We start from the raw sequence: 22,762 nt of genomic DNA, 5'->3' as shown, positions 1-22,762 counted from the left end.
CTTGCCTTTGTGGCTGGCAAGATTGTCGAGGATCACCACGTCGCCGGGCGCGAGCGTAGGAACCAGGCATTGCTCGACCCAAGCGGTAAAGGTCAGGCCGTTGATCGGGCCATCGAGCACATAAGGCGCGTCGATCCGGTCGCAGCGCAGAGCGGCGATGAAGGTCATCGTTTTCCAGCGGCCATGCGGAACCTTGGCGAGCAGCTTGCGGCCACGCGGCGCCCAGCCGCGGATCGGGGTCATGTTGGTCGAGGCCCAGGTCTCGTCGATGAAGACGAGGCGCTTGGGATCAAGCCGACCCTGGTATTTGCGCCACTGTGCGCGTCGCCTGGCGACCGCCGGTCGATCCTGCTCGGTGGCGAACAGCGTTTTTTTTGAACGTGATCCCCGCCTCGCGCACGATCCTCCACACCGAGCCATAGCTGGTCACGACGCCGCGCTCGCCCAGTTCGGCCACCAGCCGGCGCAGCGTCACGACCGGCACCGTCTCAAGCCGCTCCAGAAGCCATGCCCGCTCCGCCGCAAGGGATCGCGGCTGCTTGCGTCCCACAGGCTTCGCACCGGCGCTGCCAGTCGCCCGCAGCCGCTGCGACCACTTTACCGCGCTCGCCACGCACACCGAACAGCCGCGCCGTGTCGCGGCATGAGCGCCCGTCTAGAACCGACCGCGCCACCCGCTCCCGCAGATCATTCGAATACGCTCGAGCCATCCTGCGCCGACCTCCAACGGCCAGCAGCTTGAATCAGATCGCCAACCTCCTGTGAAGCCCCAATCGATTCAGCCAAGACGACTCAGACTCTAATGGCGGTTGTCCCGATCAGCGTCGGATGGGCATGGTCTCGGTCTCACGCATGCCCAGCCGACGGGTAAACCCAAGCCTTCAGCCCATCCCGCTTGAACGGCGCCCACCCGTCGTCCGGCTGCGCCAAACGGTCCGCCACCGCGTAGAGCACCGACGGGTTCACCCCCAGGCCGCAATGGCTACCGCGCACCTCGATGTTGTCGGTGGTGGCGGACTCGCGTTCCTTGCACGTCTGCCACGCGACGATGCCGTCGCCGCGGCTCCAGATCGCGGTCGACGGGACCGGCGGAGGGCCGGCATGGTCGTCGAGCTGGCGGACGGTACGCGCATCGTCGACCTTGTCGCCGGTCAGCCACTCGTACACTCGCCAGACGTTGGTGGTTCGTGGGCTGCCGGCGAAGGGCGAACCGAGCGAGATCACCTGCCGCACCGCTTCCGGCGCGCGGTGTGCGACCAGCCGGGCCATCACGCCGCCAAGACTCCAGCCGATCAGGCTCACCTTCTGCCCCGTCGCCTCGTGGATCGCGCGCAGCCGCGCGACCAGCTTCTCGCCCTCGCGGCCGATCGCCTTGTGGCCCAGGTTGCGGCCAAGGTCCCACGTGTGCGCGTCATAGCCCATCCGCGTCAAGAACTTGCGCAGCACCTTGGTCGAGGCATCGCTGGTCGCGAAGCCGGGAAGAACTAGTACCGGATGCCCGTCGCCGCGCGGCGCGGAAGCGAGCAGCGGCGAGGCGAGGGAGAGCGAGGCGAACTCCGCGGCCGCGCGCGGCAGCTCGGTCAGCGCGAGCAGCATCGACGGCGGGGAAATGGCATCGGTCTGGAACGCGGCGGCGCTGGCCATGAAGATACTCCTGATTTCAGGCGATAATGCGCTGCACCATGTTTTTGTTCATTCCAGCCCGATCGCCCGCCGCCGCGCTGCTGTGGCGTCGGCGTCGTGGCAAAGGATCGCCAGATCGTGCAGGGTGCCGCCGGCATCGCGAACCTGGTTCTTCAGCAAGGCCTCGGCACGAAACCCCAGGCTTTCGAACAGCGCGATCGACCCGGTCTGATCCGGCGTCATCTGCGCGGTCAGCTTGCTCAACCCGCGCTGGCCTGCGATCGCGAACGCCACCTCCAGCAGGTCGCGCCCGAGCCCCGCGCCGCGCTTCTCCGCCGACACCAGCAACCGCACCTCGCCCACGTGCCCGCTCCACCCCAGCGGATCGCGCACCACCGCGGCGGTGCCGACGATCGCGCTGCCTCCATCGTCGTTGGCGCATTCGGCGACGACGCTGTCGATCCAGCCCTCGCGGATCGCCGCCAGCCAGGCCGCGACCACCCGAGGGTGCCTGAGGTCACGGCCGAGAAACAGCAGGTCGTGTTCGGGCAGCGCCTGCGCGAAGACCAGCATCGCCGCCTCGTCGCCGTCCTTGAACCCGCGGATCGTGTGGTCTGTCATGTCGATCTCGTTCCCAGCCAATGCGCCAGTCTGGGCCACAACCGCCGGATCGCATTGCCGCCCGCGACCAGGCTGACGTGGCCGCCTTTCAGCACCACTTCTTCCTTGTCCGCCGATCCGATCATCCCGATCAGCGGTGCGGAGGCGGCGGTCGGCACGATATGGTCGTGCTCGGCCGCGACATGGAGGAACGGTGCGGTGATCGCCGCCAGGTCGACGGCACGCCCGCCCACCGTCATCGTGCCGTCGAGCAGCCGGTTCTCCCACATCAAGGACCGGGTGGTCTGCCGGAAATACTCGCCCGCCAGCGGCAGCACGTCGCTTGCCCAGCGATCGAACATGCGGAACGACTTCACGAACTCGTCGTCCCACAACTTGTCGTACAGCCGGATCTGCCCTGCCACGCGGGCACCCGGACGCAGCATGTCGAACGCGGTGTACAGATACTCGCCCGGGCAATTGCCGACCGTGTCAACCAGCCGGTCGACGTCGAAGAAGCGCCGGTCCGCCCATGCCTGGAACATCTCCATGGCACTGAAATCGACCGGCGTGGTGAAGGTGACCAGATTGGCGAGCCGTCCCCCTCCTTTCTCATCGCGTCTTTCCAGCGCGGCCCACAGCAGCGACAGCACGCCGCCGAAGCAATAGCCGATGACACTGACGTCGGGCTCGCCCGTCTCCGCGGCGACCCGCGCGACCGCGGCCGGAAGGAAATCGAGGACGTAGCTCTCCAGCGTCAGCGTCTTCTCGTCGGGACGCGGCGGGTGCCAATCGAGCATGAACACGTCGAAGCCGGCGTCGAGCAGATATTCGACCAGGCTTTGCCCGGGCACCATGTCGAAGATGTAGCCGCGGTTGGTGGTCGCCATCACCAGCAGCAGCGGCACCCGGTACACCTCGTCGGTGCGCGGCCGGTAGCGCGACAGCCGCATCGTGCCGCGTTCGATCAGCACGTCCTTGGCGGTGCACCCCAGCGCAGGGCCGGGACTGGCGAGATATTCCAGCCCCTTGAGGTTGCGGGTGAACGCGCGCTCGAACTCGGTCTGCGCCGTGGCGAACAGATCGGGAGCGCTTGCGAACAGGTCGGGAGCCGTCGCCATCAGGCGGTGGGTGGCTTGCGCGTACGTTTCGGGCCGGCACGAGTCGGCGCAGGGCCGTTCGCTGCCGCCAGCATCGTTTCGATCCGCGCCAGCGAAGCCTCGATTTGCCCGATCCGTGCCGAAAGGTCGGCGATATCGTTGCGGCTGGGCAGGTTGGTCGATGCCAGCGCCTTGTCCATCGCCTGACCCAGCGCGCCTTGCATCGCCATCGACGCGGCATTGGCGCCGTGGAGCGAGCGCGTGAACTCCTCCGACCTCAGCGTGTCGCCGCCGAAGCTGTTCGCCATACGCTCCCATTGTCCCAGCATGTCCCGAAAGAATGCCGAAGGATCGTTCGTCATGGCGGCATCCTTCACCGCTGCGCCGCCTGCGTCAAGCAGCGGCTATTCGGTGCGTGGGGAGCCGCTCGCCGAAACCGGTTGCGGACCGCGTTCGGTCGCCTCCAACGTCGCATCGCCACCAAGCACCTGGTACAGCGTCACCCGGTTCTGCGCTGCCGTCAACCGGGTTGTCGCCAGCGTTCGTTGGGCTGAATAGTATGAACGTTGCGCATCCAACGTGTTGAGGAACGGCGTGATGCCGCCGCGGTAGGACAGATCGGCGAGCCGCAGCGTGTCCGCCGCTGCTTCGCCGAACCGTTGGGTTGCGGCAAGCTGCGCATCGATCGTCCCTTGCCTGGCCAGTGCGTCGGCGGTCTCGCGGAACGCAGTCTGGATCGTTCGCTCGTAGGTCGCGAGCGCCGCATCGCGCTGCGCCTGCGTATAGGCGACGTTCGCCCCGCCTGCGCCCGCGCGAAAGATCGGATAACTGACGCTCGGCGCGACCGAGTAATTGAACGCGCCGCTCGCGAACAGCGACGACAACGCACTGCTCGCGAAGCCGACGATGCCGGTGAGCGAAATGCGCGGGAACAGCTCTGCGCGTGCCGCGCCGATGTCGGCATTGGCGGCGCGCAGCGTGTATTCGGCCTCGACGACGTCGGGACGCCGCAGCAGGATTTCTGAGTCTATTCCGGCGGGCAATGCCGCGACACTGTCGCCGACGGTCTCGATCGCGTCGGGCAACAGGCTGCCGACAACGGGTGCGCCGACGAGCAGCTGGAGCAGGTTGGCGTCCTGCGCAACCGCGGTCTGCTGCGCGGCAAGATCGGACTGAGCGGTGGCCAGCACCTGTTCGGCCTGACGCAGGTCGGTGCGCGGCGCGATGCCGCCTTCGAGGCGAAGGCGGGTGATCCGAACGCTGTTCTGCGCGCTGACGGCGGTGTCCTGCGCGATCTTCAACAGGCTGCGGTCCGTGGCGTAGAGAAACCACGCATTCGCGATGTCGCCGACCAGCGTCAGCCGCACGGTGCGCGCCGCCGCCTCGGTCGCGAAGTAGCGGTCGAGCGCCGCGCCGGTCAGCGATCGCACCCGCCCGAACAGGTCGATCTCGAACGCGGTGGCGCCGAGATCGACCGAAAAGGAGCTGTTCGACGACGACGATGTGACGATCGTCCCGCCGGTACCGGTCCCGCCGGTGCCAGTACCTGAGCCGCCGGTGCCCGCACCACCCGTGCCGGTACCCGTTCCGCTTCCTGTCCCCGTCCCGCCGGTCGCGGCGGTGTTGCGCGCACCGTTGCCGCCACCCGAATAGCTGTAGCGCCCCGTCGCATCGACCTGCGGGAACAGGTCGGCGCGCTGGATGCGATATTGCGCGCGTGCCGAGGCGATGTTGGCGGCGGCGATCCTGAGGTCGCGGTTGTTGGCCAGCGCCTGGTCGATGATCGCCTGCAACCGCACGTCGCGGAACACGTCGCGGTAGGTGATCGACGGCAGTGCCGCTTCCGACTGCCGTAGGTACGCATCGCCCACCGGCCAGGACGGTGGCACGGGCAGCTCGGGCCGCACGTATTTGGGTGCAAGCGAACACCCGGCGAGCGCAGTAGCGGCGAGAAAGACGATCGCTCGCATCAGGCGGGCTCCGGCCGGTGCGGACCGGCGGCTTCCGGTGGACCGTAGGGCTCGGCGTCGCCCGACTTCGGCTCGTCGTCCTCGCCGCCGTGGAAGCCGGTGGGCTTGCCCCGCAGCTTGGCAATGCCGTCACGCACGCCGCGGCGGACCAGCACGAAGAACAAGGGGATGTAGAAGATCGCCAGGATGGTCGCGGTCAGCATGCCGCCGATCACCGCGGTGCCGATCGCGATTCGGCTGTTGGCACCGGCCCCCGTCGAGATCGCGAGCGGCAGCACGCCGAAGATGAAGGCGAAACTGGTCATCAGGATCGGCCGCAAGCGGATGCGTGCTGCTTCCAGCGCGGCGTCGATCACGCGCTTGCCGTTGCGTTCGGCCTGCTCGGCGAATTCGATCATCAGGATTGCGTTCTTGGACGCCAGTCCCATGGTCGTCAGCAGCCCGATCTGGAGATAGACGTCGTTGGTCAGCCCACGCAGCGTCACGAAAGCGACCGCGCCGATCAGCCCCAGCGGGATGATGAGCAACACCGCGACCGGGATCGACCAGCTCTCGTAAAGTGCCGCGAGGCACAGGAAGACGACGAGGATCGACAGCCCGTACAGGATCGGTGCCTGCCCCGACGACAGCCGCTCCTGATACGACAATCCTGCCCACGCGACGGTCGTTCCCGGAATCTGCGCGGCGAGTTCGGTCATCCGGTCCATCGCGTCGCCCGAACTCTTGCCCGACGCGGCCGATCCCTGGAATTCGAAAGAGGGTATGCCGTTGAACCGCGACAATGTCGTGGGCGCCTGGCTCCAACGAACCGTCGAGAAGGACGAGAAGGGGGCCATCTGCCCGTTCGCGCCCCGAACGAACCACCGCTTCACGTCGTCCGGCTCGGCACGGAATTCGGCGTCGCCCTGAACGTAGACGCGCTTCACCCGGCCGCGATCGATGAAGTCGTTGACGTACTGCCCGCCGAGCGCGGTCGACAGCGTCGAATTGACGTTGGCCTGGGTCAGCCCCAACGCTGCCAGCTTCTGCTGGTCGATATCGACCTGAAGGGTGGCGATATCGGGCAGCTCGGTCAGCCGCACGCCGGTCAGCATCGCATCGCCGTTGGCCGACGCCAGCAGCTTGTCGCGCGCCGCGGCGAAGGCGGTCGCGGTCATCCCGCTGGCGTTCTGCAGCTCCATCGTGAAGCCGTCGGACTGACCGAGCCCGCGTACCGCCGGCGGGACCAGGGAGTAGACCTGCGCGTCGCGGATGCCGCGAAACGCGGCGGAGGCGCGTGCGGTGATCGCGTCGGCGGTGTTCTCCTTGCCCTTGCGCTGGTCCCAGTCGACGAAGTTCAGGAAACCTTGGCCCGTGTTCTGCCCGCTCGCGCCGCCGCCACCGCCGCCCGCGACGGTGAACAGCACCGACGTGTTCTTGGCTTCGTGGCGGGCGAAATAATTCTCCACCTGCCGTTGCACTGCCAGCGTACGGCCCTGCGTGGCGCCGGCGGGAAGTTGGAACTGGACGCGCGCGCTGCCCTGATCCTCGGTCGGCAGAAACCCCGTCGGCAGACGCAGGAACAGCACCGCAAGCAGCGCCACCACGCCGACATAGATCAGGAGGAACAACCATTTGCGGTCGACGACCTTCTTGGCCACGCCGATGTAACCACTGGTGGTCTTCTCGAATCCCGAATTGAACTTATCCTTGGCGGTCTGATATCCCGCGGCCACCCGCGGGAAACGGCGCTCCAGCCACCCGCTATCGTCGTCTTCCTCGCGCTTCTGCTTGAGCAGGTGCGAGGTCAGCGCCGGTGTCAGGATCAACGCGACCAGCACCGACAATATCATTGCCGAGACGATCGTGACCGAGAACTGGCGATAGATCACGCCGGTCGATCCGCCAAAGAATGCCATCGGCAGGAACACCGCGGACAGCACCAGCGCGATCGCGATCAATGCGACCGAAATCTCGTCCATCGACTTGATCGTCGCATCGCGCGGGGAGAGCTCGGGATCCTCTTCCATCAGCCGCTCGACATTCTCGACAACCACGATCGCATCGTCGACGAGCAGCCCGATCGCGAGCACCAGCCCGAACAGCGTCAGCGTGTTGATCGTGAACCCTGCGAGCGAAAAGATGCCGAACGTGCCCAGCAGCACGACCGGCACCGCAATGGTCGGGATCAGGGTCGCACGCCAGCTTTGCAGAAACACGAACATGACGATGACGACCAGGATTACCGCCTCGACCAGCGTCTTGACGACTTCGTCGATCGACAGCTTGATGAACGCGGTCGTATCGTTGGCGTAGGCGATCTTGAGCCCCGGGGGAAAGGTCTTGGCGACGCGCGCGACCTCGGCCTTGACCAGCTCGGCGGTCTTCAGCGCATCGGCCCCCGGCGCGGCGAGCACCGCGATGCCGGCGCCCGGATGCCGGTTGATCCGGCTGCGCGAGGCGTAGCTCTCGGCTCCGAGCTCGATCCGCGCGACGTCCGACAGCCGCACCGTCGCGCCGCTCGGCAAGGTCTTGATGATGATGTCGCGGAACTGCTCGGGCGTCTGCAACCGCGATTGTGCGGTCACCGTCGCGTTGAGCATCTGCGTGGTCGGCACCGGCAGCCCGCCGATCTCGCCGGCTGCCACTTCGGTGTTCTGGGTCTGGATGGCCGAGACGATGTCCGACGGGATCAACTGATAGCTCGCGAGCCGGTCCGGGTTCAGCCAGACCCGCATCGCATATTGCGAACCGAATACGTTGATGTCGCCAACCCCCGGCACGCGCCCCAGCGGGTCCTGGATGTTCGAGACCAGATAATCCGCGACGTCGATGTTGGTCAGCTTGTCGGTTTCGTCATAAACGGCGACGATCAGCAGATTGTCCGGGTTCGACTTGCGGACCGTCAGCCCCTGCTGCTGCACCTGCTGCGGCAATCGCGCGGTCGCCTGCGACACCTGGTTCTGGACCTGGACCTGCGCGATATCGGGGTCGGTGCCCTTTTCGAATGTCGCGGTGATCGTCACCTGGCCGCGGCTCGACGACGACGAGGTGAAGTACAGCAGCCCGTCGATGCCGGTCAGCGTCTGCTCGATCACCTGCGTCACCGAATTCTGCAGTGTCTGCGCCGACGCGCCCGGGAAAGTGGCACGCACCGACACCTGTGGCGGCGCGACGTCGGGATATTGCGCGATCGGCAACGTCATGATCGCGCCGACGCCGCCCAGCATCACGATAATGGCGAGCACCCATGCGAAGATGGGGCGATCGATGAAAATGCGGCTCAGCATGGCGGTTCAGCCGCCGCCCGCTTGCTTCTCGGCGCCTTGTTTCTTGGTCGGCGGGTCGGTGCGCTGCGGTGAATTCGCGGCGACCGGCTTGATCTGCTGGCCGGGCTTCAGCTGCGCCAGGCCTTGCGTGATGATGCGGTCGCCGGGGTTCAGCCCCTGCGTGACGACCCAGAAAGCGCCCTGCGCGCGATCGGCACGGATGGTCTTCTGCACCGCCTTGTCGCCCGGCCCGACGACCATCACCATGGCGGCGCCCTTGGGATCGCGCGACACCGCCTGCTGCGGCACCAGGAATGCGCGGGTGTTGAGCGCCTGCGAAAAGGTTGCGCGAACGAACATGCCGGGCAGCAGTATTCCTTGTGCATTCGGGAAACGCGCGCGCAACGTCACCGTCCCGGTTTCGAGGTTGACCAGCGCCTCGGAAAACTCGACCGCGCCCGTCTGCCCGTAGTCGCTGCCGTCCTCCAGCTTCAGCCGCACGACCGCACGGGTCGCAACGATGCCGTCGCGACCCAGGCTGCGCCGCAACGTCAGCATATCCGCGCTCGACTGCTGGATGTCGACGAACATCGGGTCGAGCCGCTGGATCTGCGCCAGCGGATCGGCCTGCGTCGCGGAAACCAGCGCGCCGACGGTGAACAGCGAGCGTCCGATCCGCCCGCCGATCGGTGCAGGGACGGTCGTGAATTTCAAGGTGATCCGCGCGGTTTCCAGCGCCGCGCCGGTCTGCGCGACCGATGCCTGCGCCTGCCGCGACGAGGCGACCGCATTGGTATAATCCTGCCGGCTGATCGCTTCGGCGTCGGCGAGCGGCTTGTAGCGCTGGGCCAGGATCCTGGTGGCCTCGGCATTGGCGCGCGCGCTTTGCAGGTTCGCCTGCGCTTCGTTGGCGGCGGCGCGATAGAGGCGCGGGTCGATCTGGTAGAGCGGCTGACCCGCGCGGACCAGCGACCCTTCGGTGAACAGCCGCTTGCGGATGATGCCGCTCACCTGCGGGCGGACGTCGGAGCTTTCGTACGCGCTGGTGCGTCCGGCGAGTTCGGTCGGGATCGCCGCAGTCGTCGGTTGGACGACGACGAAGCCGACCGTCGGCGTCCGCTGTGCACCGCCGCGACCGCCCTTGGCCTCGCCGCTGCTGTTGCCGCCTCCGCTGCCGCCGCTACAGGCCGACATCGTGAGCAGCGCCGCCGCCAGCGCGATCCTACCCGTCGTGACCAAAAGCACCATCCGATTGCCGAAACTCCCGCGCCGATGCCGGAAAATAATTGGCATGGCCATAGGCGAATTGTCGCAAATTGTGTTCGGCGCCGCTGCCGAAGTGATAAGCGCGCAGGATGATCGATGACGACAAACGTGCTGCGGCCGCAGCTGCGGTGGAGGAGGTGCGCGCCGGCATGTGCGTCGGGCTGGGCACCGGATCGACCGCGGCGCATGCGGTGCGCCTGCTGGGCGAACGCGTGACGGCGGGGCTCTCGATCCGTGCGGTGGCGACGTCGGAGGCGACCGCGCGGCTTGCCGCCTCCTGCGGCATCACGGTCACCGACTTCGCCGATGTCGCCCGCATCGACCTGGCGATCGACGGCGCCGACGAGATCGACGAGGGGCTTCGCGCGATCAAGGGCGCAGGTGGCGCGATGCTCCGCGAAAAGGTCGTTGCCGCCGCCGCCGATCGGATGATCGTCATCGCCGATGCCTCCAAGCGCCGCGCAAGCATCGGCGGGGCGCCGGTGCCCGTCGAGCTGCTGCCGTTCGCCCGCGCCTTTACGGTCGCGAAACTGCAGGCGCTGGGGGCGAGCGTGGTCGTTCGTTCCGGTTACCGCACGGACGGCGGCAACCTGGTCGCGGACTGTACCTTCGCAACGATGCCCGATCCTGAGGCGCTGGCCCGCGCCATCGCGGCCATTCCCGGCGCGTTGGGACACGGGCTGTTCCTGAGCGAGGTGGATGCCGCCTATATCGGCGCCGACGGCATTGTTACGCGACTGGAACGCTCGGCGGGATCTCGTTAAACGCGAGCCTCCGGCAACGGAACTGCATGCCGGAACGTTGCCCCCGAAATAGCCAAGAGGTGCATCCATGTCCGACGTCGCGACCCCCGACGCCAAATCCGCTGTCCATGAGGACGGCTCCCCGGAACGTCTTGCCATCGATACCATCCGCACGCTTGCGATGGATGCGGTCGCCAAGGCCAAGTCGGGGCACATCGGCACGCCGATGGCGCTGGCACCGGTCGGTCACACGCTCTGGTCCAAATTCCTGCGCACCGACCCGGACAAGCCCGACTGGCCCAACCGCGACCGTTTCGTGCTGTCGGTCGGCCATGCCTCGATGCTGCTCTATGCGTTGATCTATTTGGCCGGCATTTGCGAGATCGATCGCGACGGCAAGCCGACCGGTGAGCCCGCGATCAGCCTCGACGACATCCGCCAGTTCCGCCAGCTCTCGTCGCGTACCCCCGGCCATCCAGAATATCGCCACACCACCGGCGTCGAGACGACCACCGGTCCGCTGGGGCAAGGCTGCGGCAATTCGGTCGGGATGGCGATCGCCGAGCGTTGGCTCGCGGCACGCTACAACAAGCCCGGTTTTCCGATGTTCGACCACGATATCTACGTGCTGGCGGGCGACGGCGACATGATGGAGGGCGTCGCGAGCGAGGCGGCGAGCCTGGCCGGACATCTGAAATTGTCGAACCTGTGCTGGATCTACGATTCCAACCACGTGTCGATCGAGGGCGGCACCGACCTTGCCTTCGACGAGGACGTCGGCAAGCGCTTTCAGGCGTATAATTGGAACGTCCTGCACGTGAACGATGCCAACGATACCGCGGCGGTCGCTCAGGCGCTGGAGACGTTCCGCAAGACCGACGACAAGCCGACGATGATCGTCGTCCACAGCATCATCGGCTACGGCAGCTCGATCCAGGGCACCGCCAAGGCGCACGGCGAGGCGATGACCGAGGAGGACATCGCCGGGACCAAGAAGGCGTACGGCTGGGATCCGGAAGCCAAGTTCCTGGTTCCCCATGGCGTTGCCGCGGCGTTCCAGGCCTCGATCGCCGATCGCGGACGCCCTTTGCGCCAAGAATGGGAGGCGATGCGCGAACGCTATAGCACCGCCGAGCCCGCACTCGCCGCCGAGCTAGACGCCATGCTCACCGGCACGCTACCCGACGGTTGGGACGCCGATATTCCGACGTTCGACACCGATGCCAAGGGCATCGCCTCGCGCGATGCGGGCGGCAAGGTGATGAACGCCATCGCGCCCAAGGTGCCATGGCTGGTCGGCGGCTCGGCCGATCTCGCGCCGTCGACCAAGACGTTGATCGATGGCGGCGGATCGTTCCAGGCGGCGAGCTATGGCGCGCGCAACCTCCACTTCGGGGTGCGCGAACACGGCATGGGCGCGGTCGTCAACGGCATGGCGCTCAGCTATCTGCGCAGCTACTCCGCGACGTTCCTGGTGTTCAGCGACTATATGCGCCCGCCGATCCGGCTGGCCGCGATCATGGAGCTGCCGTCGATCTTCGTCTTCAGCCACGATTCGATCGGGGTCGGCGAGGACGGGCCCACCCACCAGCCGATCGAGCAGCTCGCGACATTGCGCGCCATCCCCGGGCTCGACACGATCCGCCCCTGCGACGCCAACGAGGTCGCTTATGCCTGGCGCGCCGCGCTCGAACATCGCGATCGCCCGACCGCGCTCGTCCTCTCGCGCCAGGCGTTGCCGACGCTCGATCGCGGCAAATACGCCTCGGCCGAAGGGTTGATGAAGGGGGGCTACGTACTGGCGGATAGCGATGATCCTCAGCTGATCCTCATCGCGACCGGCAGCGAAGTCGCGCTCGTCGCCGCCGCGCACGAGCAGCTCAAGGAAGCCGGGGTGCGCAGCCGCGTCGTGTCGATGCCGAGCTGGGCGCGTTACGAATTGCAGGACGAGGACTATAAGGAAAGCGTCCTGCCCAAGGCGGTCGCCGCGCGCCTCTCGGTCGAGCAGGCGGGGGAGATCGGTTGGGACCGCTATGTCGGCACGACCGGCAAGACGATCACCATGTCGACCTTCGGCGCGTCTGCCCCGATTGCCAAATTGCAGGACAAATACGGGTTCACCGTCGACAACGTCGTCAAGGTCGCCCGCGAGATACTGGAGCAGAATTCATGAGCAGGCTATCCGACCTCTCCGCCGCAGGCACCGCGGTGTGGCTCGATTTCGTCGACCGCAAGTTCCTCGCGGCCGGCGGCCTGCAGAAGCTGGTCGACGAGGACGGCCTCACGGGGGTCACGTCCAATCCGTCGATCTTCGAGAAAGCGATGGGCCACGGCGATGCCTATGACGACACGCTCGCCGGCTACGATCGCGACCATGCAGCGGCGGCGACGATCGACCGCTACGAATACCTCGCGATCCGGGACATCAAGGCTGCTGCTGACACGCTACGCCCGCTCTACGACCGGCTGGATGCGAAGGACGGCTATGTCAGCCTTGAAGTCTCGCCCTACCTCGCCGACGACACCGATGCGACGATCGCCGAGGCGCAGAAGCTGTGGCGCGCGGTCGACAAGCCCAATCTGATGATCAAGATTCCCGGCACGCTCGCCGGCGGTCCTGCGATCAGCGCGACGATCGCATCGGGCATCAACGTCAACGTGACGCTGCTGTTCTCGCAGGACTCATACCAGCGCGTCGCCGAGGCCTATGCGATGGGGCTCGAGGAACGCGTCCGCCAGGGACAACCGATCGACCGGATCGCGAGCGTCGCCAGCTTCTTCGTCAGCCGGATTGACACCAGCATCGACAAGGAAATCGATCGCCGCGTCAAGGAAGGCGATTCGCAGGCGGAGGCTCTCAAAGGCCTGCGCGGCAAGGTTGCCGTCGCCAACGCCAAGCTGGCTTACGCCTGGTATCAGAACTTCATCGCAGGCGACCGCTGGCAGGCGCTCGCCGCGAAGGGCGCGCAACCGCAGCGGCTGCTGTGGGCATCGACCGGGGTCAAGGATCCGGCCTATCCCGACACGCTCTACATCGACCAGCTGATCGGCCCCGACACCGTCAACACGATGCCGCCCAAGACGATGGACGCCTTCCGCGATCACGGCGCCGTCGCCGAAACGCTCACCACCGACGTCGATGCGGCGCGGCAGGTGCTGGCCGACGCCGAACGGCTCGGCCTCGATCTTGGCAGTGTCACGGGAAAACTCGTTGAGGAAGGCGTCGCTTCCTTTGCCGGCGCATTCGACGATTTGCTTGGCGCCATCGCCAAGAAGCAGCCCGCGGCAGTATGATCGACCTCCGTCACCCTGGACGTGTTCCGGGAGCCAGGGCTCCGCGAGCGATGCGGCTGGAACTGCCTAGGCATCGTTTGCCGCACGCTGGACCCCGGAACACGTCCCGGGTGACGACTTCTATAGTCAAGGCGATTGAACGTCCCTCGCCGCGCTACCGTTGCAACAACTTGGGCATCGTGACGGTTGGGGCAGGCGAGACGTCAGAGATGGGAAAAATTGGATGAAGATCGGCATGATCGGCCTCGGCCGAATGGGTGCGAACATTTCGCGCCGCCTGATGCGCGCAGGGCATGAGATCGTCGCCTACGACCGCGACGAGAAGGCGGTGGCGATGCTGGCGGGGGAGGGCGCGGTCGCCGCGTCGTCGCTGGAGGACATGCAGGCCAAGCTCGACGACCCCGCGATTTTCTGGGTGATGCTCCCTGCGGGCAAGCCGACCGACGACACGATCGAGACGCTCTCCGCGATCTGCGGCAAGCACGAGATCATCATCGACGGCGGCAACACCTTCTACAAGGACGACATCATCCGGTCGAAGAAGCTGGCCGAGAAGGGCATCCATTACGTCGACGTCGGTACCTCGGGCGGCGTGTGGGGGTTGGAGCGCGGTTATTGCATGATGATCGGCGGCGAGAAGGACACTGTCGACTTGCTCGATCCGATCTTCTCCGCCTTGGCACCAGGTCTCGGCACGATCTCACGCACACCCGACCGAAATGGCGATAACGAGGATCCGCGCGCCGAGCAGGGCTACATCCACGCCGGTCCCGCAGGCGCCGGGCATTTCGTCAAGATGGTGCACAACGGCATCGAATACGGACTGATGCAGGCCTATGCCGAGGGGTTCGACGTGCTGGCGGGCAAGAACAAGGATTCGCTGCCCGAAGAGCAGCGCTTCGACCTCAACCTCACCGATATCGCCGAAGTCTGGCGCCGGGGCAGCGTGATCTCGTCGTGGCTGCTCGACCTCGCTGCCGCCGGCCTGGCCAAGGACCAGAAGCTCGAGCAATTCAGCGGCCGCGTCGCGGATTCGGGCGAGGGGCATTGGACGATCGAGGCGGCGATGGAGCAGGCGACCCCGGTCAACGTCCTCACCACCGCGCTGTTCGCGCGTTACCGCAGCCGGGTCGACCACACGTTTGGCGACAAGATGCTGTCGGCGATGCGGTTCGGCTTCGGCGGGCATGTCGAGATGCCCCAATGAGGCTGGTCGTGTCCGATGTCGACGGCACTCTGGTGGACAAACAGAAGCAACTGACCCCCGCGACCATCGCCGCGGTGGGGCGGCTGCGCGATGCTGGCGTCCGCTTCACGATCATCAGCGCGCGGCCACGTTCGGGAATGATGCCGATTGTCGATGCGCTCGAACTCGACGTGCCGATGGGCGCGTTCAACGGCGGCACCGTCTTCACGCGCGATGGGGCAATCCTGTTTGAGCAACACCTTGCCGAAGACGTGTCCCGCGAAGTGCTGGAGCTCGCGCGCGGCGTGGCGGTCGAGACATGGGTCTTCGCCAAAGACCGCTGGTACGCCACCGACGGCGAGGGCCCGCATACCAAGAGCGAGCGGATCACCTCCAACCAGGAACCGGTCGTTCGCGCCGACTTCTCCGCGATGACGGACGGGATCGACAAGATCACCTTCGTCAGCGACGACGAACCGCTGCTCCGCGCGCTTACCGCCAAGGTCAAGGCGCAGATCGGCGAAGACCGCGCGACCATCGTCCAGAGCCAGACCTATTACCTCGACGTCACCGCCCCCGCCGCCAACAAGGGCGACGGCATCGTCAAGCTGGCGCAAGCCTTGGGGGCCGCACTGACCGATACGATAGCGATCGGCGATCAGGCCAACGACCTGGCGATGTTCGCGCGTGCGGGCCGATCGATCGCAATGGGGCAGGGGCCGCAGGCGGTGCGCGACGCCGCGGATGCGGTCACGCTCGGCAACGACGAGGACGGCGTGGCCAATGCCATCGACCACATGATCCTGGAGCAGAAGATATGAAGCAACTGGTTGCCTTCGATCTCGACGGTACGCTGGCCGAAAGCAAACAGCCGCTCAAGGACGAGATGGGCGAAGCGCTCGCCGACCTGCTCGGCGTCGCGCAGGTCGCGGTGATCTCGGGCGGCGACTGGCCGCAGTTCGAAAAGCAGGTTGCCAGCCGCCTGCCCGACCGCGCCGACCGCAGCAAGCTGTGGCTGATGCCGACAACCGGCACCAAGCTGTACGCCTTCAAGGACGGCGCCTGGTCCGCGGTCTACGCCGAGCTGTTCGACGATGCGACCCGCGCGAAGATCAAGACCGCCTTCGACGAGGCGCTGGAGGCGACGGGCTTCGTGCCGGAACAGACCTGGGGCGAGCGGGTCGAGGATCGCGGCAGCCAGATCACCTTTTCGGCGTTGGGCCAGCAGGCCCCGCTGGAAGCCAAGGAGAAGTGGGATCCCGATCACGCCAAGCGCAAGGTAATCAAGGCGGATCTGGAGAAGCGCCTGCCCGGGCTGTCGATCAACATGGGCGGCGCGACCTCGATCGACATTACCCAGAAAGGCGTCGACAAGGCCTACGGCCTCAAGAAGCTGCGCGACGCAAGCGGCATCTCGTTGGATGCGATGATGTTCGTCGGCGATGCGATCTTCCCTGGCGGCAACGACTATCCCGCCAAGGAGCTCGGGCTCGACACGGTGCGCGTGCGCGATCCCGACGAAACGCTGTCGGTGATTGCCACCGTGGTCACCTGCCAGCACGCCTGACCGGCTTGCGTTGGCGATGTGAACGCGACATGCATCGACTTTCGGGCCGAACAGGGCGGCCCGCCGGGAAGATGGTAGCCGATGCTGAGCGCACTGTTCCTGAAAGGGCGAGGGCGCAGCGCGCTCGATGAAGACGATCGCGAGATCCTGGAGGAGGGACTCGCGAACGTTCACACCTTGCCCTCGCGCCATCTGCTGGTGCGCCAGGGTGCGCCGGTTCACGTCAGCACCCTGCTGCTCGACGGCTTCATATGCCGCTATATGGACGACCGCGAGGGTCACCGGCAGATCGTCGCGGTGCATGTACCCGGCGATTTCGTCGATCTCCACGGCTTTCCGATGAAGCGGCTGGACCACGACCTCGCGACGATCGGGCCCGCAAAGGTCGCGGAACTCAGCCACGATGCTTTGGAGCGGATCGTCGAGCAACGGCCGCGGCTGACGCGTTTGCTGTGGTTCAGCACACTGCTGGACGCGGCGATGCACCGCGAATGGATTTTCCGGCTCGGCCGGCTCGGCGCAGACGGGCGAGTCGCGCATTTCTTTTGCGAGATGAATTGCCGGCTGGAGATGGTGGGGCTGGCCAGCGATGGACATTTCGCGCTACCCCTCACCCAGGCCGATCTGGCGGAGGCGTGCGGGATTACCGGCGTCCACGTCAACCGCGTGCTGCGGTCGCTGCGCGAGCAGGACCTGCTGACCTATCGTCACGGGATCGTCGACATCCGCAACCCGGCGCGGCTGAAGGCGTTGGCGGAATTCGATCCGCAATATCTCTACGGTACCGACAGCGGAAGGACGATGGCATGAGCACGACGTCGCAACCGCAGGATCGCCCCGGCAGCGCGGACGCGGAAGGCGACCATGTCGTCCTCGACGGTCCGGCGGGCGTCGCTGTAACGATGACCCCGCAGGCCGCTGCGGAAACCGCGCGGCGTCTCGACGCCGCTGCGCGCCGCGCGGCCAAGGCACCGCCGCACACCGCAGGCACGGGGGAAGACGACTGACCCGCCGCGATTGCCTGATCGCGCGCCGCCGCTATGCTGGCGCGATCACACGATCCGGGGACATCACGTGCGCCAATTGCTTCTCGCCGCCACGGTGCTGGCGGCGCTTCCGATGACGGCCGCGCCCGCGCAGGCGCCCGCAACCGCCGTGATCGCCAACCCGCTGCTGGTCGACTGGACCGGTTCGTACAGCGGGGTGCCGCCGTGGGACAAGGTGCGCCCCGTGCTGTTCCCGCAGGCATTCGCCGTGGCGCTGGACGAGCGCACCGCCGAATATGCGCGGATCACCGCGGACCCGGCGGCGCCGACCTTTGCCAACACGATCCTGCCGATGCAGCTTGCCGGTCAGCGACTGGGCCGCGTCAATACGCTGTTCGGCGTCATGACCGGCAACATGAACACGCCTGCCTATCAGGCGCTCGACCGCGAATGGAGCCCAAGGCTCGCCGCGGCGCAGGACCGGATCACCTTCGATGCCAAGCTGTTCGCGCGGATCGAGGCGATCTATGCGAAGCGCGGTACCAGCGGCCTCACCCAGCAGCAGATGCGCCTCGTCACCCGCATCCGCGAAAGCTACATCCGCCAGGGCGCACAATTGGACCCGGGCCAGAAGGCGCAGCTGTCCGCATATAACCAGCAACTCGCGACCGCTTTCTCCGACTTCTCCGAACGGCTGCTCGCCGACGAGAGCACTGCCATCCTGATCACCGACGAGGCGAGGCTGGCGGGCATCCCCGACAGCGTCAAGGCGGTGGCGAAGGCCGCGGCGGTCGAGCGCAAGCAGCCCGGCTGGGCGATCGTCAATACGCGCTCGGCGGTCGACCCGGTCCTGACTTTCGCCACCGATCGGGGCTTGCGCGAACAGGTCTGGCGCGCCTTCGTCAACCGCGGCGACAATGGCGACGCGAACGACACCAACGCGACGATCGCCAAGATCGTCAAGCTGCGCGCCGACCGCGCGCATCTGCTCGGGTTTAAGACCCATGCGGACTGGCGGATGCAGGACACCATGGCGAAGACCCCCGCCGCCGCGATGGACCTGATGATGCGGGTCTGGCCCGCCGCCAAGGCGCGGGTGGCCGAGGAAGTCCGCGATATGCAGACGATCGCAGGCGCCGGCATCACGATCGAGCCATGGGACTACCGCTTCTATCAAGAGAAGGTGCGGAAAAGCCGCTACGATCTCGACCAGGCCGAGCTGAAACCGTATTTCGAGCTGAACAACATCATCCAGGGCTCGCTCTACGCCGCCAATCGGCTGTACGGTCTGGAGTTCAAGGAAATCACCGGCACGGTCCCGGTATTCGAACCCAACATGCGCGTCTGGCATGTGACGCGGAACGGCAAGGAGGTGGGGCTCTTCTACCGCGACGACTTCGCGCGCACCGGCAAGCGTTCGGGCGCATGGGCCAACACCTACCGCAACCAGCGTGGACTCGCGCCCGCGCAAATCGTTTTGTCGTCGAACAACAACAATTTTGCCAAGCCTGCGAAGGGCGAGCCAGTCCTCATCAGCCTCGACGACGCGAACACGCTGTTCCATGAATTCGGTCATGCGATCCACGCAATGCTGCAGGACGTCGAGTACCCGGGGCTCGCGGGCACCCCGCGCGACTTCGTCGAATACCCCAGCCAGGTGAACGAGCATTGGCTGCTCACCCGCGACGTGCTCGACAAATACGCGCGCCACTACCAAACCGGGGCGGCGATGCCGCAGGCGCTGCTCGACAAGATCAAGGCGTCGGAAACCTTCAACCAGGGCTTCGCGACCGCCGAATATCTGTCATCGGCGATCGTCGACATGAAACTCCACACGATTCCCGACGGCGTCGTCGATCCGGATGCGTTCGAACGGACGACGCTGGCGGAGATCGGCATGCCGCGCCAGTTGGTGATGCGTCACCGTATTCCGCAGTTCCAGCATCTGTTCGCGTCCGACAGCTATTCGGCGGGCTATTACAGCTATCTCTGGTCGGAGACGATGGACGCCGACACGTTCGCGGCGTTCGAGGAGGCGGGCAGTCCGTGGGACAAGCCGACCGCCGACCGCTTCGCGCGCGTGCTGCTGTCGACCGGCAACGAGACCGACCGCGCCGAGGCATACCGGCTTTTCCGCGGGCGTGACCCGGACGTGAACGCGCTGCTCCGCGGGCGCGGCTTCCCGACCGCGAAGTGAGGCAGCCCGGCCGCCTCCGCTCGATTCTCGGCGGGTCGGCGGGGAACTTGGTCGAATGGTACGACTGGTACGTCTATTCGGCGTTCACGTTGTACTTCGCGCCCGCCATCTTTCCCAAGGCGAGCGCGACCGCGCAATTGCTCAACGCCGCGGCGATTTTCGCGGTCGGCTTTCTTATGCGTCCGATCGGCGCGTGGGCGATGGGGGTCTATTCGGATCGCCACGGGCGAAAGGCGGGGCTGACGCTGTCGGTGACGCTGATGTGCGTCGGCTCGTTCCTGATCGCGGTGACCCCGAACTATGCCGCTGCGGGCTGGCTTGCGCCCGCGCTGCTGGTGCTCGCGCGGATGCTCCAGGGGCTCAGCGTCGGCGGCGAGTACGGCGCAAGCGCGGTCTATCTGTCGGAGATGGCGGGGCGAGATCGACGCGGATTCTACGCCAGCTTCCAATATGTCACGCTGATCGGCGGTCAGTTGATCGCGCTGGGCGTCCTGCTCCTGCTGCAATCGCTGCTCGACGCAACCGAGCTGGAGCAATGGGGTTGGCGCGTGCCCTTCGCGATCGGCGGCCTGCTCGCAATCGCGGTGTTCCGCATCCGCCGCGGACTGCTCGAGACCGAGAGCTTCCGCAACGCTGCGGCTTTGGGAATCCCGCGCACGTCGCGCTTCGCGCTGTTCCGAGATCACCCGCGCGCCGCGTGGACCGTGATGGCGCTCACCGCCGGCGGCACGCTCGCGTTCTACGCATACACCACGTACATGCAGAAGTTCCTGGTCAATACCGCAGGCATGGGCCGCGAGACTGCGACCCGGGTCATGGCCGCCGCGCTCTTGGGTTACGCGCTGGTCCAGCCGCTCGCGGGCGCGCTGTCCGACCGCGTCGGGCGCAAGCCATTGATGGCGGGGTTCGGCATCCTCGGCGTCCTCGGCACGGTGCCCCTCTTCCTCACGTTGGAGACGGTGCGGAGTCCCCTTGTCGCCTGGGCGCTCGTCACCGCCGCTCTGGTGGCGCTCAGCGGCTATACCGCGATCAGCGGCGTCGTGAAGGCGGAGATGTTTCCCGCCCACATCCGCACGCTGGGCGTGGCGCTGCCCTATGCGCTCGCCAACACGATCTTCGGGGGAACCGCCGAATATCTCGCCCTGTGGCTCAAGGACGCGCAGGCGGAGCGGGTGTTCTACTGGTACGTCACCGCGATGATCGCGGTATCGTTGGTCGTTTACCTCGGCATGCGCGACACCAAGACGGCGAGTCTCATCGCCGAGGATTGATGTGAATTCCTTGCGCCCACAAGGAGGAATGAAAATCAGCCCATTCGCTCGGCGACAACGGCGCCATAAGCCGGAAACGCCCAGTCCGTCGCGCCGTTGACCGTTTCGATCGTGCGCCAGCGGGCCGGCTGCGCGGGTGCCCACTCCACCGGCTGCGCCCCCAGGTTGAACGCGCACAGCAGCGTCTGGCCTCCGGCCGTCCGCTCGAACGCCAACAGCGCCGGACCTGCATGCAGCACCCGCCAATCCCCCACCGCCAGCGCCGGATGCGCCTTGCGCAAAGCGGTCATGCGCCGCGTCAGGTGGAGCATCGAACCTGCATCGCCCTCCTGCCGGTCGACCGCGAGCGCCGCATGATCGTGCCCCAACGGCAGCCACGGCCGTCCGGTCGAGAACCCGCAGTTCGGCGCGTCCGCCAACCACGGCACCGGCGTGCGAGCGCCGTCGCGCGACAGCGTCATCGGCCAGTTGGCGATCGCCTCGGGGTCTTGCAGGTCCTCGTACGCCACGTCGACCTGGGTCAATGCCAGCTCCTCGCCGTTGTAGAGGAACACGTTGCCGCGCAGGCACATCAGCAGCATCATCTTGCACGCCGCGAACGCGCGCTCATGCCCCGGGGTCGGCCACCGTGACAGCGCGCGAGGCGCGTCATGATTCTCGAACGCCCAGCTCGGCCAGCCGACGCCGGGCGCGTCGTCCCATCCCGAAACCGCGTGGTCGACCGTCTCGGGCGTCAGCGCCTCCGCATACAAGAAGTCGAAGCCGTAGGCGGTGTTCAGCCGGTGCTCGCCCGCGGTGAAGAGCTTCATTTCCCGCTCGGCGTCCTCCCCGCCGACCTCTGCCACGGTGAAGCGCGCGTCATAATGGTCGAGCAGCGCGCCTATCCGCTCCAGAAACGGCACAATGTCCGCATGGCCCTGATTGTACAGCCTGAGCTGGTAATCGAAGGGCCTTGTCCGTGGCCGGTCGCTTGGCGGCGCCGGCGGATTGTCGGTCAGCGCGGGATCGTGCATCATGAAGTTGATCGCATCGAGCCGGAACCCATCGACCCCGCGGTCGAGCCAGAAGCGCGCCGTCTCCAGCAGGGCGTCCTGCACCTCGGGATTATGGCCGTGGAGCTGCGGCTGTTCCTTCAGGAAATTGTGCATATAATATTGCTGGCGGCGCGCATCCCACGTCCACGCCGGGCCGCCGAACACCGATTGCCAGTTCGACGGCGGCGATCCGTCGGGCTTGGCGTCGGCCCATACATACCAGTCGGCTTTGGGGTTCGTGCGGCTCGACCGGCTTTCGGCGAACCACGCGTGCTCGTCCGACGTATGGCAATAGACCTGGTCGATGACGACCCGGAGCCCGAGCGCATGCGCGCGCGCGACGAGCGCGTCGAAGTCGGCGAGCGTTCCGAAGACGGGCGCGACGTCGCAGTAGTCGGCGACGTCATAGCCAAAATCCTTCATCGGCGAGGTGAAGAACGGAGACAACCAGATCGCGTCGACGCCGAGCGACGCGACATAGTCAAGGTGGCGCCTAATGCCCGGCAAATCGCCGATTCCGTCGCCGTTCGAATCGGCGAAGCTGCGCGGATAAATCTGGTAGATCACCGCGCCCTGCCACCACGGGCGTGGAGGTCGAGCGTCGGGCAGGCGCACAGACTCGTTCACTTGGGCATCTCCGCGGCGCACACCGCATAGCCGAAATTCCGGACCGGGGA

18 protein-coding genes and 1 pseudogene are annotated in these 22,762 nt (G+C 66.4%); 10 read left to right on the top strand and 9 right to left on the bottom strand.

Features of this window, described 5'->3' with window-relative positions; all coding sequences use genetic code 11:
- The 8 genes and pseudogenes from ACE5C1_RS02125 to ACE5C1_RS02090 all read right to left on the bottom strand — a co-directional run.
- A pseudogene (locus ACE5C1_RS02125) lies at window positions 1–710 on the bottom strand (IS630 family transposase); the annotation flags it as partial.
- Between the two features lie 136 nt (window positions 711–846).
- Window positions 847–1,644 (bottom strand): esterase/lipase family protein, encoded by a 798-nt coding sequence (locus ACE5C1_RS02120; protein ID WP_374942410.1) that lies wholly within the window; start codon window positions 1,642–1,644, stop codon window positions 847–849.
- Window positions 1,645–1,692: 48 nt separating this feature from the next.
- On the bottom strand, window positions 1,693–2,244 hold the full coding sequence (locus ACE5C1_RS02115) for a GNAT family N-acetyltransferase (protein ID WP_374942409.1): 552 nt from the start codon (window positions 2,242–2,244) through the stop codon (window positions 1,693–1,695).
- Window positions 2,241–3,344, bottom strand: a complete 1,104-nt coding sequence (locus ACE5C1_RS02110; protein WP_374942408.1) for an alpha/beta fold hydrolase — start codon at window positions 3,342–3,344, stop codon at window positions 2,241–2,243. The genes ACE5C1_RS02115 and ACE5C1_RS02110 overlap by 4 nt, the downstream gene beginning before the upstream one ends.
- Window positions 3,344–3,685: a hypothetical protein gene (locus ACE5C1_RS02105; protein WP_374942407.1), complete on the bottom strand. Its 342-nt coding sequence runs from the start codon at window positions 3,683–3,685 to the stop codon at window positions 3,344–3,346. Before ACE5C1_RS02105 ends, ACE5C1_RS02110 begins: the two co-directional genes overlap by 1 nt.
- Window positions 3,686–3,727: 42 nt before the next feature.
- A complete protein-coding gene (locus ACE5C1_RS02100; protein ID WP_374942406.1) occupies window positions 3,728–5,293 on the bottom strand; it encodes an efflux transporter outer membrane subunit in 1,566 nt (521 codons plus the stop codon).
- Complete coding sequence (locus ACE5C1_RS02095; RefSeq protein WP_374942405.1) at window positions 5,293–8,562, bottom strand: multidrug efflux RND transporter permease subunit; 3,270 nt, start codon at window positions 8,560–8,562, stop codon at window positions 5,293–5,295. The genes ACE5C1_RS02100 and ACE5C1_RS02095 overlap by 1 nt, the downstream gene beginning before the upstream one ends.
- A 6-nt stretch (window positions 8,563–8,568) precedes the next feature.
- Window positions 8,569–9,789, bottom strand: coding sequence for an efflux RND transporter periplasmic adaptor subunit (locus ACE5C1_RS02090; RefSeq protein ID WP_374942404.1), 1,221 nt, complete (start codon window positions 9,787–9,789; stop codon window positions 8,569–8,571).
- A gap of 107 nt (window positions 9,790–9,896) precedes the next feature.
- On the opposite strand from ACE5C1_RS02090, the gene rpiA reads away from it, so the two are divergent.
- From rpiA to ACE5C1_RS02040, 10 genes are all read left to right on the top strand, one after another.
- Window positions 9,897–10,571, top strand: a complete 675-nt coding sequence (gene rpiA / locus ACE5C1_RS02085; protein WP_374942403.1) for a ribose-5-phosphate isomerase RpiA — start codon at window positions 9,897–9,899, stop codon at window positions 10,569–10,571.
- A 67-nt stretch (window positions 10,572–10,638) separates the two neighbouring features.
- Entirely contained in the window at window positions 10,639–12,723 is a 2,085-nt protein-coding gene (gene tkt / locus ACE5C1_RS02080; protein WP_374942402.1) for a transketolase, read from the top strand.
- Window positions 12,720–13,844, top strand: coding sequence for a transaldolase (tal, locus tag ACE5C1_RS02075; protein ID WP_374942401.1), 1,125 nt, complete (start codon window positions 12,720–12,722; stop codon window positions 13,842–13,844). The genes tkt and tal overlap by 4 nt, the downstream gene beginning before the upstream one ends.
- Before the next feature lie 223 nt (window positions 13,845–14,067).
- Entirely contained in the window at window positions 14,068–15,051 is a 984-nt protein-coding gene (gnd, locus tag ACE5C1_RS02070) for a phosphogluconate dehydrogenase (NAD(+)-dependent, decarboxylating) (RefSeq protein WP_374942400.1), read from the top strand.
- Window positions 15,048–15,851 carry a Cof-type HAD-IIB family hydrolase gene (locus ACE5C1_RS02065; RefSeq protein WP_374942399.1) on the top strand — a complete coding sequence of 268 codons (804 nt, stop codon included), beginning with the start codon at window positions 15,048–15,050 and terminating at the stop codon, window positions 15,849–15,851. Before gnd ends, ACE5C1_RS02065 begins: the two co-directional genes overlap by 4 nt.
- Window positions 15,848–16,597, top strand: a complete 750-nt coding sequence (locus ACE5C1_RS02060; RefSeq protein WP_374942398.1) for an HAD-IIB family hydrolase — start codon at window positions 15,848–15,850, stop codon at window positions 16,595–16,597. Before ACE5C1_RS02065 ends, ACE5C1_RS02060 begins: the two co-directional genes overlap by 4 nt.
- 81 nt (window positions 16,598–16,678) lie before the next feature.
- Window positions 16,679–17,407 (top strand): Crp/Fnr family transcriptional regulator, encoded by a 729-nt coding sequence (locus ACE5C1_RS02055; protein ID WP_374942397.1) that lies wholly within the window; start codon window positions 16,679–16,681, stop codon window positions 17,405–17,407.
- Window positions 17,404–17,604 (top strand): hypothetical protein, encoded by a 201-nt coding sequence (locus tag ACE5C1_RS02050; protein WP_374942396.1) that lies wholly within the window; start codon window positions 17,404–17,406, stop codon window positions 17,602–17,604. Before ACE5C1_RS02055 ends, ACE5C1_RS02050 begins: the two co-directional genes overlap by 4 nt.
- Window positions 17,605–17,671: 67 nt before the next feature.
- Window positions 17,672–19,780: a M3 family metallopeptidase gene (locus ACE5C1_RS02045; RefSeq protein WP_374942395.1), complete on the top strand. Its 2,109-nt coding sequence runs from the start codon at window positions 17,672–17,674 to the stop codon at window positions 19,778–19,780.
- Entirely contained in the window at window positions 19,777–21,051 is a 1,275-nt protein-coding gene (locus ACE5C1_RS02040; protein WP_374942394.1) for an MFS transporter, read from the top strand. Before ACE5C1_RS02045 ends, ACE5C1_RS02040 begins: the two co-directional genes overlap by 4 nt.
- Before the next feature lie 35 nt (window positions 21,052–21,086).
- Here ACE5C1_RS02040 and ACE5C1_RS02035 read toward each other — a convergent pair whose 3' ends face one another.
- Window positions 21,087–22,712, bottom strand: coding sequence for an alpha-glucosidase family protein (locus tag ACE5C1_RS02035; protein ID WP_374942393.1), 1,626 nt, complete (start codon window positions 22,710–22,712; stop codon window positions 21,087–21,089).
- Window positions 22,713–22,762: the final 50 nt, after the last annotated feature.

Source organism: Sphingomonas sp., from assembly GCF_964263785.1.
In the GTDB taxonomy this organism is placed as follows: Bacteria; Pseudomonadota; Alphaproteobacteria; order Sphingomonadales; family Sphingomonadaceae; genus Sphingomonas.
This window is presented reverse-complemented; position numbering and strand designations above follow the sequence as displayed.